The following is a 12,471-nucleotide window of genomic DNA, read 5'->3' on the forward strand; positions in this document are numbered from 1 at the left end:
GGATATCTGGACGGACATGCGGGAGGAACGGCGATGCGGTGGTGGGCTCTGGCGGTCGCGGCGCCCCTCTCGCTCGCGGGGGCCGATCCCACGCCCGCGATGAGCCTGTCGGAGAGCGGCGACCGGGTGACGCTCGTCGGCTCCATCGTGCCGGGCGACGGCGAGGCCTTCGCCCGTTTCCTCGCCGGACCGCACGCCCGGCTGCTGCGGGTCGTCTATCTCGACAGCGGCGGCGGCAAGGTGCTGGAGGGCATCGCCATCGGCCGGGCGATCCGCCGGGCTGGCCTCGTCACGGCGGTCGACGCGCAGGCCGCGCGGTGCGACAGCGCCTGCACGCTGATCTTCGCCGGCGGCGTGCGGCGCCACTATATCCACGGCGAGGACGTCTACGAGGGAATGTCGGGCCGCTCCGGCCTCGGCTTCCACACCGCGCATCGCCCTGGCAGCCGGACCGAAGCCACCACGCTCAACGCGCACGGCACCGAGAACATGCGGCGGTTCTACGCCGAGATGGGCCAGCCCGGCGCCGCGACGCTGGTCGACAAGGCGGCGTTCAACACCCTGTATCGCCCCTCCGGCAGTACCGCGCTCGGCCTCGGCATCGCTACGAGCCTCCAGGCGCCGTGAGCGGCGCCGGACGGACAGCATGCCCTCACACGGCCGGCGGCTCCGGCAGGTAGCCGGCATCGCGCAACGCCGCCTCGACGGCGTCGCACAGGGCGCCCTCGGGATCGTCGTTGACGGCGGGCGGGGGCGTGAGCGGCACCATCGGGGCGAAACGGGCCGCGTCCTCTGGCGGGGCCGCCAGGATGGCGTCCTGCGGGATATCCCCGCCGGGAGACGGTGCGCGCAGGGTCGAGAAGAGCCGGCCGATCATGCGGGTCGTTTCTCGCGTCCTCGGGATCCTTTTGGCGTGCAAGGAACGTGCGAGCGCGCCGTTTCGATCCGTGCGGCCGGTGCGTCGCCCCTTTTCGCCGCCCGCCGCACCCCCATCTCGTCAACTCCTCGTCCCGTCACGGGAGCCCCCGCGGATGCCCTGGACCACCGCCCTGATCCCGCCCCAGGCCGGGCGCCGCGCGCTCGTCACCGGGGCGACGAGCGGCATCGGCTACGAGGCGGCCCTCGCGCTCGCCGGCGCCGGCGCGGAGGTCGTGATCGCGGCCCGGGACGCCGGCCGGGCGGAGGCGTCCGCGCGGGCGATCCGGCGCGCCCATCCCGGAGCGCAGGTCGGCTGGCGCCTCCTCGATACCGGGCGCCTCGCCTCGGTGCGGGCCTTCGCGGACGGGTGGCGCGCCGAGGGCGGCCCGATCGACCTCATGCTCCTGAACGCCGGCATCGCCGCGGTGCCGCGGCGCGAGGAGACCGAGGACGGGTTCGAGCGGCAATTCGCCACCAACTATCTCGGCCACTTCGCCCTGACCGGGCTGCTGCTGCCGCACATGCGGAGCGGGGCCGGGGCGCCGGCCCGGGTGGTCGCGGTGGCGAGCATCGCCCATCGGTCGGGCGTCGTCGCCTTCGACGACCTGCAGCGCCGCCGCCGCTACGGGCCGCAGGCGACCTACCGGCAGACGAAGCTCGCGATGCTGATGTTCGCCCTCGAGCTCGACCGGCGCCTGCGCGCCGCCGGCTCGTCCGCCCGGTCGCTCGCGGCCCATCCGGGCCTCGCCGCCACGGAGATCGCCCGGCGCGGCGACCGGGCCGGGCCGCTGGCGGCGCGCATCGGCAAGGGCCTCCTGGGGCTCCTCGGCCAGTCCGCGGCGCGCGGCGCCCTGCCGCTCCTCTACGCCGCCACCGCGCCGGAGGCCGAGGGCGGCGGCTATTACGGCCCGGACGGCCCCTGGGAGATCCGCGGCGATCCGGGACCGGCCGGGATCGCGCTCCATGCCCGCGACCCCGAGGCGGGCGCGCGGCTCTGGGCCGTGTCGGAAGCGCTGACGGGCGTCGCCGTCCGGCCCTGAGATCCGGCGATCCGGGATCGCCCCTACTCGTCGTCCCCGTCGACCGCCGGGGCCGGGACGGTGTGCCCGATCGTGCGGAGCGCCGGGGCGGAGGCCACCCGGGAGCGGGCGGGCATCATGCCGGCCGCGAAGGCGACGAAGCCGGCGGCGTCGCGCAGGTCGGCCGACTGGCGCGGATCCCGGGCGATCAGGGCGGCCTCCCGCTGCAGGCGGGCGTTGCAGGCCGGCGAGGGCAGGCCGCCGCTGGGCGTGCAGGCGTCGTGCCGGGCGCAGGCCGCATCGAGGGCGTCGACGGGCGGCAACGGCGCATTGTTGCCCGGGCCGCAGTAATTGCCGTGGATGAGGAGGGCTGGCGGCCGGTCCTGGGCGAGGGCAGAGCCCAGGGCGGCGGTGGACAGGCCGCAGGCGAGGATGAGCGGGGTGGCGAGGCGCATCGTCGAGGAGTCCCTTCGCATAGCGAGACGATCCTTGGGATCCGGCAATCCCTCGGAGCGAGCCGTCCAGGGTGGATCGGCCCAGGATGGATCGGCTTCAGCCGACATGTGGCGGCAAACGGGGGACCCACGGCGCCGGTTCCGGGGTTGCGTCGGACGGTCTCGCTTCCCGGGGCGGTTGCTCGCCGGATCGGGGGCGCATGACGACCTGATCCGTGCCGGATCCACGAGAAAGAGCACCCGGCAAGACTTGCCGGGCCGGGCCGGATGCCAAATGTAGGACGGATGATCGCATCCGATTCCGACATGCCCGGGTCGCGCGAGCCGTCCGGCGGCAGCCCGACCCTCGACGCGGCGAGCCGGGAGCGGCTCGGCCGCTACCTCCAGGCCCTCTACGAGCCCGTGCTCGACGAAGGACTCGATCCGCGCCTCGCCGAGCTGATGCGCCAGCTCGACCGCGACCGGGCCGAGCCGAACGAAGGATCGCCCGGCGGGCCGGATCATTGAGGCCGGCCGGCCCCGAATGCGCCCGACGGGTCGCAGGCATGGGCATGCGCGCATCGGCCGCTGAGCGGGCCGCCGGGCGTGAATCGGCAGGGGGTCCGTCCAGCAGATCCGGTTCCGAGCGGCGCTGATCGGCCTGCTCGGCGTCGGCTTGGCGGGTTGTCGCGGCGCTCGTCGGCCCGCTCCCACCGGAGGCGTACACGGCCTTCTCGGTGATCGGATCATCGGGCTGCAATCGCGAGTCTCCGGTACCGTCCGGGTCGCCGCCGTGGTGGTGGCGACGCTTCGGCACTGGATCGGCCACATCGCGGGCTTTGGCCGCATGGGCGACATCCATCGGGTCGAGGAGGCCGCCGCCGGGCGATACGGGCCTTCGCGGCCGACCCGCCGTCACGGTGCCGGCCGGGGCAACCTCGGTCTTCGCGGATGAGACCGGCACCGTCAGCCATCGAGCAGCACCGGCGTTTGACCGGCCTCCGCGCCTCGGCCTGATCGCGTTGTCGGAAATCGCCAGCCGGGCGCGCTCATCGACGACCCCGGCACGGCGACCGACGCGCTGAACGCCCTCCTGCCCGTTCTACGGCGCGATCACCGGTTGGAAGGGGCCGGGCGCGGAGTGAGCGTCGTCCCGGGGATCCGTCGGCACGATTCGTCGATCATTGCGCTGCGCTTCCGGCGATGGGAAAGCCATGCCGGGCGGCCGGGCGGGCGATCCCGAAAGCGGGCGTCAGCGTCGATCGGGGCATCCTGCGATCGGCGGGGTCGCGGTAGACCGGCCGGTCGATCGCTGCGGACCCCGAATCCGCAGCGCAGATCCGGACCGCGCTTACCCGGCTCCAACGACCGTCACGACGAGAACGTCACGACCGGAATTCCGCCCGGGAAAAGGCCGCCGAACGGGCTCCGCGAGACCGCCGGCCTCGCGGGTCGGCCGATCCCCGCGGCGGATGCCGCATGCGGAGGGACGATCGCGTGCGCGCACGGCCAGCCGCACGTGGCGCGGGTGGCATATCTTGCCGGCAGGGCGGATCGATTGGACGATCCGCCGCCCGCGTCTTCACTGGCGCCAGCGAGGACCCATGTGGGGGTGGATCGGGCGCGGGATGCGGGTGACGTTAGGGCAGAGCCGGACGAATGGCCGGCTTTGCCCGTCTCGAAGGCACGAACGGATGGGCCCGCCGCGCCGGAGTCGCGAGATCAGTGGATCGATTGATCGGACTTGCGCTCGCTTTGGGCGAGCGAGGCCTCGTAGCTCTCGGCCTGGGCACGGGTCAGGCCGCTCATCAGCACGAGCGTGCCGCGATAGACCGTGTAGGTGCCGTCCTGCGTGGGCTTGACGCGAATGACGTGGGACATGCGCTGGCTCCCTTGCGCGAATCACAACTGATTTTCTTGGATTTGAACGTGACGTTAACAACTCGGGGGATGCGCGCAAGGGGGGTGAGCACGAAACCGCCCGGATCTCGACACGATCGGACCAAAGTACAGCCGCGCAAGAAAGGCCGCGGAGCCTCCTCGGCAAGGAAGACGTGAAGTTGATCACTTATGATGCAATGTTGCCGGCTTAAGAGGCAGCCGTCGACATCATGCAGAAACGATCGGAGAGCGCGTCCCCACCGTTCAGGACGGGGAGCGGACGCTCGAAACGTGCACCGTCGGCGCGGTCTGGGCCGAGGGTGCCAGGGTCGGCGCGCGGCCCGGCAGGGTCCACCACCCGACCGCCGAATGCACGGCGAGCGTGAGGCAGAGCAGGACCAGCATCGAGAGCGCGTGCCGGGTCATGCTCGGCTCGGCAGGGGCCGGCGCGGCCTCCGTCGTCCTCGCCGGCGCACCGTCCAGCGGTTCGGGCGCCAGCGGCAGCAGCGAGTCGTAGAACCCGGCCGGCTGGCCGGTCGCGCGGTGGAAGGGTCCAATGTTGAACATCGGCGTCTCCTGTCGAGGCCCCTGCGACGGAGGCTATCGGAACCGCCTAAAGTTAACACCTGATGAACGACGCGCTACCCCTGATCACGAACCCGTGAACGAGCGGGCTTGTACACCAGCCGTTCAGGAAGCCGGCGTTGCGGCTTTTCCTCAGTCCTGTTCTCGCCCCGTCGCGACGGACGGGTCGGCGAACAGGTCGGGATGCCGCAGCCGCAGGGTCTGGAGGAGGCACAGCGTCTTCATGTCGGCGATGGCGCCGGCATCGGCCTCGGCGGCGAGCGTCGCCAGGGCAACCTCCACCACCTCGATGCTCTCGTGCTCCTCCGCCAGCCCGCCGCCGGCGCCTTCCCGGTCGGCGGCGCGGTAGGGGGCGAGGAACAGGTCCATCCGCTCGGTCGACAGGCCCGGCAGCGACCAGACCCGACCGGCGGGCTCGAGGATCGACAGCCTGAGGCCGACCTCCTCGAAGGCCTCGCGGCGCGCGCAGGCCTCCGGGTCGTCCTCCTCGCGCAGGCCCGCCGGCGCCTCGAGGAGCGAGGCGGTGCCGTCGACGAAGCAGGGCGGCGTGCGGAACTGCCGCACCAGCAGGGCGACCCGGCGCTCGCGATCGTAGGGCAGCACCGCGACCGCGGGCCCGTGATCCTCGACCTCGCGGCCGATCCGGCTGCCGTCCGGCATCCGCACCTCCGCCACGAGGTAGCGCGCCCAGCCCTCGTAGACCGTGCGCGTGCCCATGATGCGCGGCGCGTCGTCCTGGCTGTCCCGGCTCACGCGGCATCCTCCCCGGTCTCGCGATGCGGCGTCTCGCCGGTCCCGGCCCCGCGGTGGATCTCGAAGATCAGGACCCCGTCGTCCCGCAGCATCCGATCGAGGTGGTCGCCGCGCTCGCGCAGCAGGTTGGGAATGTCGATGGCCGCCATCGGGTCGGTGCAGCGTACCGACAGCCCCTCGCCCGGCGCGAGGTCGCGCAGGGCCTTGGCCGTCCGCAGGACAGGCAAGGGGCATTTGAGCCCGCGCAGATCGAGGTCGTGTCGTCGCATGGTCGCCCGAGTTGCCGCACCGCGCCGCGACGGCCCTGTGCCGCCCCCTGCGACGGTTTCGTGTCGCGTGACGATGGTTGGAGCACATCCGGCCCGCACGAGAAAGCCCGGCGCGGGGGCGTCCCGCGCCGGGCTCTCCTTCTCAACCCAGCCGGCTCGGCCTGGCTGGGTTGCGCCGATCAGTAGCCGTAGCCGTAGTAACCGCCGTAGGACGGGTAGCTGTAGCCGTAGGACGGGTAGCCGTAGCCGTAGCCGTAGCCGCCGACCGGGGCGTAGCCGCCGCCGTACCCGCCGTAGCCGTAGGCCGGGTAGCCATAGCCGTAGGACGAGGCCGAGCCGGCCGCGATGGCGCCGCCGATGATGCCGAGCGCCGCGCCGGCCGCCAGCGCGCCGCCGGCGCCGATGCCGCGACGGTAGCCGTAGCCGCGATAGCCACGGTAGCCGCCACCGTAGTATCCGCCGCCGCGCCAGCGCACTTGGTCGACGGTCGCGCCCGAGCCGGCGACGGCGGCCGAGGTGGCGGCCGGCAGCGGGGCGGCCTGCGCCCCGACGGTGCCGGCGGTGAGGGCGGCGGCGGCGCCGGCCGCGAGGGCGAGGGTGGTGATGCGCGACATGTCTGCGTCTCTCCAAGCGTCTGAGGAACGTGCCTCGTAGGCCTCAAGAACGGGCAAGGGGCCGGGTCTGTTCCAGGATCGGGAGAGAAGAATTGACCGTCCGTCAGGCGGCCCCGGTCGCGCTTACGGTTAGCCGGCGCCAGGGGATCGACTGGGGCGACGGTACGGAACCGGCGATTTAAGCTTGAGCATAAGCCCGGCGCGCGTCCCGCGCCGGGCCGGTAGACCGGGCGGTCAGAAGGCGCAGGCGCCGAAGACCGGATCGACCGAGCCGTTCCAGGGCCCGTGATAGAGCGCCAGCAGATCCTCGGCCCGGGTCCGCGTCGCCGCGATGGCCTGGAGGGGGGCGAGATGGAGCGTCTCGTCGCGGCCTTGCGCGTCGCGGCGCGCCCGCGCCTTGAGGCCGGCTTCGGCGAGCGCCAGCGCGTCGCGGGCCAGCTCGCGCAGGGTGCGCTTGCCGGCCGGCGCGTCGAGGCCGAGGCGCGGCGCCTCGGCGCGCATCGTCTCGCGCTCCTCGGCCGAGAGCTCGCGCACCAGCTGCCAGGCGCCGTCGAGCGCGCCCTGGTCGTAGTAGAGCCCGGTCCAGAACGCGGCCTGCGCGGCGATCATCGCGGCATCGCCGACATCGGCGCCGCGCATCTCCAGGAAGCGCTTGAGGCGCACCTCCGGGAAGGCGGTCGAGGCGTGGTTGGCCCAGTCCGACACCGTGGCGCGCTCGCCCGGCAGGGCGGAAAGCCGCCCTGCCATCAGGTCGCGGAACGAGGCGCCGCTGACGTCGTGATAGGTCTCGCCGCGCTTGACGAAGTACATCGGCATGTCGAGGAGCCAGTCCGCGTAGGCCTCGTAGCCGAAGCCGTCGTCGAACGCGAAGGGCAGCATGCCGGTGCGGTCGCGGTCGGTGTCGCGCCAGATCTCGGAGCGGCGCGACAGGAAGCCGTTCGGCTTGCCGTCGGTGAAGGGCGAGTTGGCGAAGAGCGCGGTCGCCACCGGCTGCAGCGCCAGCCCGACCCGCATCTTCGTCACCATGTCGGCCTCGGACGCGAAGTCGAGGTTCACCTGCACGGTGGCGGTGCGCAGCATCATGTCGAGGCCGAGCGAGCCGACCTTGGGCATGTAGCCCTTCATGATGCGGTAGCGGCTCTTCGGCATCACGGGCGTTTCCTCCCGCGTCCATTTCGGGCTCATGCCGAGGGTGAGGAAGCCGATGCCGAGGGGATCGGCGGTCCGGCCCACGGCGTCGAGGTGCTGGCTCAGCTCGTGGGCGGTGGCATGCACGTCCGGCAGCGGCGCCCCCGAGAGCTCGAACTGGCCGCCGGGCTCGAGCGAGATCGCGCCGCCGCCCTCGACCGCGGACAGCCCGATCACCCGGCCCGCATCCTCGATCGTCTCCCAGCCGGTGAGCCCCCGCAGGCCCTCCAGCAGGGCCTCGATCCCGTTCTCGCCCTCGTAGGGCACCGGCGCGTGGTCGGCGCGGTAGAACGGGACCTTCTCGTGCTCGGTCCCGATGGCGAAGGCGTCGTGCGGTTTCTCGCCCGCCGAAAACCACTCGATCAGCTCGGACCGCGCACTGAGCGGGGTCGCGTCGGACACGTCGCGCGCCATGCGCCACCTCGTGCTTGAAGAACGAAAAACCGATGATGCCGGCGGGCGCGCGGCCCACCGCCAAGGTTGCGCCTAAATAGGCCGCGGACGACCTACCCGCAACGCGACCGACCGCATACCCCCGGAGACCCATCCCCGCGACACATGCGTCCGGGGTGGCGGTGCCCCGTCAACGCTCCGTTCACCACCGCGACCGGATTCGGCCCCGGCCCCCTTTGACATGGAACAAAACAAGAACAAACATACGGGCGTCGAAAGGGGACAGACCATGAACATACGCAAGATCCTCCTCGCTGTCACGGAGGTCGCTTCGATGGGCCTGCTCACCGGCGCGGTGGTGCTGTGGGCGGTGGCGCTCTCGCCGATGCACTGAGCCGACCCGGCTTTGCGCGCCGTGGCCCACGGGCCACGGCCCGGGTCGTTCGGCCCGAATCCGGTGGATTTCGCGCCGGTGGTGCGCCGGCAGCCGTGACTCTTAAGGCCTCGGGGGGAATCCTGCCGCGCTCATGTCAGCGCGAGAGTCGCCTTGCAGATCCTGAAGCCCGTCGGCTACGTCCACCTGCACGTCCACTCCTCGTATTCCCTGCTCGAGGGCGCGCTCAAGATCGGCGACCTCGTGAAGGCCGCGGGCGCCGACCGGCAGCCCGCCCTGGCGCTCACCGACACCAACAACCTGTTCGGCGCTCTCGAATTCTCCGAAAAGGCGGCCGGGTCCGGCATCCAGCCGATCGCCGGGATGCAGCTCAGCGTCGCCTTCGAGGCGCCGGAGGCGAACGCCAAGCTGAACGCCAGTCACCCGCACATCGTGCTGCTGGCCAAGGACGAGACCGGCTACGGCCACCTGCTGCGGCTCGCCAGCCGCGCCTATTTCGACAACCACCTCGGCGAGGTGCCGCGGGTCTCGGCCCAGGCGCTCAAGGACTGCGCCGGCGGCCTGATCGCGCTCACCGGCGGCATGGGCGGCCCGGTCGATGCGGCGTTGCGCGCCAACCGCCCCGAACTGGCGCTGGCTCGCCTCGAATCCCTCAAAAGCGCCTTCGGCGAGGACCGTCTCTACGTCGAGCTGCAGCGCCACGGCCTCTCCGACGAGCGCGCCGTCGAGGGCGAGCTGATTCGGCTCGCCGACCGGCACGGCCTCTCGCTGGTGGCAACGAACGAGCCCTACTTCGCCAAGCCCGAGGATTACGAGGCGCACGACGCGCTGCTGGCCGTCGCCGAGGGGCGGCTCGTCTCCGACGACAAGCGCCGGCGCCTGACCCCGCGCCACGCCTTCAAGACCCGCGCCGAGATGGCCGAGCTGTTTCGCGACCTGCCCGACGCGCTCCAGGCGACCGTCGAGATCGCGATGCGCTGCGCCTACCGGGCGCGGACCCGCAAGCCCATCCTGCCGAGCTTCGGCGCGCCGAGCCTGACGACCCCGTCGCAAGGCACGAAGGAGGGCGCCGCCCTCCAGGCGCAGGTCGCCGCCGCGACGACGGCGGTGGCCAAGGAGATCGCCCCCGACGAGGCCGCCGAGCTGCGCCGCCAGGCGGAAGAGGGCCTGACCGAGCGCCTGCGCCAGCACGGCCCGGCCGAGGGCCTGACGGAGAAGGATTACCGCGACCGGCTCGAATACGAGATCCGCGTCATCACCAACATGAAGTTCCCGGGCTACTTCCTGATCGTCTCGGACTTCATCAAGTGGGCCAAGGAGCACGACATCCCGGTCGGCCCGGGCCGCGGCTCGGGCGCCGGCTCGCTGGTGGCGTGGTCGCTGCTCATCACCGATCTCGACCCAATCCGCTTCGGCCTGCTGTTCGAGCGCTTCCTCAATCCCGAGCGCGTCTCGATGCCGGATTTCGACATCGATTTCTGCGTCGAGGGCCGCGAGCGGGTGATCCGCTACGTCCAGGAGCGCTACGGCGAGGAGCAGGTCGGCCAGATCATCACCTTCGGTACGCTCCTCGCCCGCGGCGTCTTGCGCGATGTCGGCCGGGTGCTGGAGATGCCCTACGGCCAGGTCGACAAGCTGACGAAGCTGGTGCCGCAGAACCCGGCCAACCCCGTGACGCTGGCGCAAGCCATCGAGGGAGAGCCCAAGCTCCAGAGCGCGATCGAGGAGGAGCCGGTCGTCGCCCGCCTGATGAGCATCGCCAAGAAGCTCGAGGGGCTGCACCGCCACGCCTCGACCCACGCCGCCGGCGTGGTGATCGGCGACCGGCCGCTGGAAGAGCTTGTGCCGCTCTACCGCGATCCGAAGACCGGGATGCGGGTGACCCAGTTCAACATGAAGTGGGTCGAGCAGGCGGGCCTCGTCAAGTTCGACTTCCTCGGCCTCAAGACCCTGACGGTGCTCCGCGCCGCGACCGACCTCTTGAAGCTGCGCGGAATCGAGGTCGATCTGCCCTCGCTGCCGATCGACGACACCCTCACCTACGAGCGCCTGAGGAAGGGCGAGACGGTCGGCGTGTTCCAGGTGGAATCGGCCGGCATGCGCAAGGCGCTGGTCGAGATGAGCGCCGACCGGTTCGAGGACATCATCGCGCTGGTGGCGCTCTACCGCCCGGGCCCGATGGCCAACATCCCGGTCTATTGCGAGCGCAAGCTCGGCCGCGACGCCGGCAACGAGAAGAACTGGTACCCGCACGAGAAGCTGGAGCCGATCCTCGCCGAGACCTTCGGCATCATCGTCTACCAGGAACAGGTGATGGAGGTGGCCAAGGTGCTCGCCGGCTACTCGCTCGGCGACGCCGACCTCCTGCGCCGCGCCATGGGCAAGAAGATCAAGGCGGAGATGGACGCCCAGCGCGACCGCTTCGTGAAGGGCGCGGTCGAGCGCGGCCTCGATAAAGCTAAGGCCAACGAAATCTTCGACCTTCTGGCCAAGTTCGCCGATTACGGCTTCAACAAGTCGCACGCCGCGGCCTACGCGCTGATCACCTACCAGACCGCCTATCTCAAGGCGAACTTTCCCGTCGAGTTCATGGCCGCCTCGATGTCGCTCGACATCGACAACACCGACAAGCTCGCCGAACTGCGCCAGGACGCGCAGCGCCTCGGCATCAAGGTCGAGCCGCCGAACGTGAACCGCTCCGGCGTCGTCTTTGAGGTGCATGACGGCGCGATCCGCTACGCGCTGGCCGCCATCAAGGGCGTCGGCCGCGCCGCCGTCGAGGCGATCGTCCAGGCCCGCGGCGACACACCCTTCCGCGATCTCGGCGACTTCGCCCGGCGCCTCAACCCGAAGCAGGTCAACAAGCGCACGCTCGAAAACCTCGTCGCCGCCGGCGCCCTCGACGCGATCGAGCCCGACCGGGCCAAGGCCTTCGCCGCCGTCGAGCCGATGATGCGGCTCGCTCAAGGCGCGGCGGAAGCCGAGACCGTCGGCATGATGGACATGTTCGGCGGTGTGATCGCCGCCGAGGTGAATTTACGCATCCCGGCTTACGAGAACTGGCCGATGGCCGACCGGCTCAAGCGCGAGTACGACGCGGTCGGCTTCTTCCTCTCCGGCCACCCGCTCGACGAGTACGGCGACCTGCTGCAAAAGCTCCGGGTGCAGACCTGGGCCGAGTTCTGCCGCTCGGTCCGCGCCGGCACCTCAACGGTCGGCCGCGTCGCGGCGAGCGTGCTCGACCGCGCCGAGCGCCGGACCAAGACCGGCAACAAGCTCGGCATCGTCACGCTCTCCGACCAGACCGGCCATTTCGAGGCGATCATCTTTTCCGAAGGCCTCTCGCATTACCGCGACATGCTGGAGCCCGGCGCCGCCCTGGTGCTCCAGCTCCAGGCGAGCACCGAGGGCGAGGACGTCCGCGCCCGCATCCAGACCTGCGAACCCCTCGACCAGGCCGCCGCCCGCCACCAGAAGGGCATGCGCATCTACCTGCGCGACGAGCGCCCGATCTCCAGCGTGCAGCAGCGGTTGCAGGTGAAAGGGGAGGGGGAGGTGTCGCTGATCCTGATCCTCGATGGGGGTGAGCGGGAGGTGGAGGTGAAGCTCGGGGGGAAGTACCAGGCGACGCCGCAGATTGCGGGGGCGCTGCGGGCGGTGCCGGGGGTGGTGCAGGTGGAAGTGAGTTGAGGGGTTCTAGGAGCCCGCGAGAACGACTCTCGTCTATCGGGTCCATTGCGGCAGCGCGCGACGGCAGCGCCTTCGGCCTGGTGAATGTTCGGTACCGGTTCTTGGATGGCTTCTTGAATCGGTTCAAGGCAGTGCCGCCTCCGAACTGGCCGTCATGGGAATAGCTTTGTGGAACGCTGCTCCGCGCAGCACCGGCAAGTTCCAGGCTTATCTCTAACTTAGAGCACTTCACGATCGCGGTGCAATCGCGAAGCTCTCTAGGTCTGTAATTTTGCCGGATTTTCTGCGACGAAGCGGTATCTGCTTAGTCGCAGAAAATGCTCTAATCATGCC

12 protein-coding genes are annotated in these 12,471 nt (G+C 71.0%); 4 read left to right on the forward strand and 8 right to left on the reverse strand.

Annotation, left to right across the window (positions count from 1 at the left end):
- Positions 1–33 precede the first annotated feature (33 nt).
- Entirely contained in the window at positions 34–627 is a 594-nt protein-coding gene (locus tag HPY23_RS19710) for a COG3904 family protein (protein WP_139234852.1), read from the forward strand.
- A gap of 25 nt (positions 628–652) precedes the next feature.
- Here HPY23_RS19710 and HPY23_RS19715 read toward each other — a convergent pair whose 3' ends face one another.
- Positions 653–877 (reverse strand): hypothetical protein, encoded by a 225-nt coding sequence (locus tag HPY23_RS19715; RefSeq protein ID WP_139234853.1) that lies wholly within the window; start codon positions 875–877, stop codon positions 653–655.
- Positions 878–1,031: 154 nt separating this feature from the next.
- On the opposite strand from HPY23_RS19715, the gene HPY23_RS19720 reads away from it, so the two are divergent.
- On the forward strand, positions 1,032–1,958 hold the full coding sequence (locus HPY23_RS19720) for an oxidoreductase (RefSeq protein WP_091881405.1): 927 nt from the start codon (positions 1,032–1,034) through the stop codon (positions 1,956–1,958).
- A gap of 23 nt (positions 1,959–1,981) precedes the next feature.
- Here HPY23_RS19720 and HPY23_RS19725 read toward each other — a convergent pair whose 3' ends face one another.
- The gene (locus HPY23_RS19725) at positions 1,982–2,392 is read right to left on the reverse strand and encodes a phospholipase A2 family protein (protein WP_060846870.1); all 411 of its coding nucleotides are present in this window, start codon (positions 2,390–2,392) and stop codon (positions 1,982–1,984) included.
- A gap of 306 nt (positions 2,393–2,698) precedes the next feature.
- On the opposite strand from HPY23_RS19725, the gene HPY23_RS19730 reads away from it, so the two are divergent.
- Positions 2,699–2,899 carry a hypothetical protein gene (locus HPY23_RS19730; RefSeq protein WP_060849328.1) on the forward strand — a complete coding sequence of 67 codons (201 nt, stop codon included), beginning with the start codon at positions 2,699–2,701 and terminating at the stop codon, positions 2,897–2,899.
- Positions 2,900–4,093: 1,194 nt separating this feature from the next.
- Here the strand turns inward: HPY23_RS19730 and HPY23_RS19735 are convergent.
- The 6 genes from HPY23_RS19735 to HPY23_RS19760 all read right to left on the reverse strand — a co-directional run bounded on the left by HPY23_RS19735 (position 4,094) and on the right by HPY23_RS19760 (position 8,075).
- The gene (locus HPY23_RS19735) at positions 4,094–4,252 is read right to left on the reverse strand and encodes a hypothetical protein (protein ID WP_167543913.1); all 159 of its coding nucleotides are present in this window, start codon (positions 4,250–4,252) and stop codon (positions 4,094–4,096) included.
- Positions 4,253–4,516: 264 nt separating this feature from the next.
- Complete coding sequence (locus HPY23_RS19740; RefSeq protein WP_091881411.1) at positions 4,517–4,819, reverse strand: hypothetical protein; 303 nt, start codon at positions 4,817–4,819, stop codon at positions 4,517–4,519.
- 150 nt (positions 4,820–4,969) lie between these two features.
- Positions 4,970–5,554 (reverse strand): NUDIX domain-containing protein, encoded by a 585-nt coding sequence (locus HPY23_RS19745; RefSeq protein WP_091882079.1) that lies wholly within the window; start codon positions 5,552–5,554, stop codon positions 4,970–4,972.
- Between the two features lie 32 nt (positions 5,555–5,586).
- A complete protein-coding gene (locus tag HPY23_RS19750; protein ID WP_091881414.1) occupies positions 5,587–5,859 on the reverse strand; it encodes a sulfurtransferase TusA family protein in 273 nt (90 codons plus the stop codon).
- A gap of 179 nt (positions 5,860–6,038) precedes the next feature.
- On the reverse strand, positions 6,039–6,473 hold the full coding sequence (locus HPY23_RS19755) for a hypothetical protein (protein WP_060846875.1): 435 nt from the start codon (positions 6,471–6,473) through the stop codon (positions 6,039–6,041).
- A 234-nt stretch (positions 6,474–6,707) separates the two neighbouring features.
- On the reverse strand, positions 6,708–8,075 hold the full coding sequence (locus HPY23_RS19760; RefSeq protein ID WP_091881416.1) for a glutamate--cysteine ligase: 1,368 nt from the start codon (positions 8,073–8,075) through the stop codon (positions 6,708–6,710).
- 526 nt (positions 8,076–8,601) lie between these two features.
- Here HPY23_RS19760 and dnaE point away from each other — a divergent pair.
- Positions 8,602–12,138 (forward strand): DNA polymerase III subunit alpha, encoded by a 3,537-nt coding sequence (gene dnaE, locus HPY23_RS19765; RefSeq protein WP_091881419.1) that lies wholly within the window; start codon positions 8,602–8,604, stop codon positions 12,136–12,138.
- Positions 12,139–12,471: the final 333 nt, after the last annotated feature.

This window comes from Methylobacterium ajmalii (assembly GCF_016613415.1).
Taxonomy (GTDB): Bacteria; Pseudomonadota; Alphaproteobacteria; order Rhizobiales; family Beijerinckiaceae; genus Methylobacterium; species Methylobacterium ajmalii.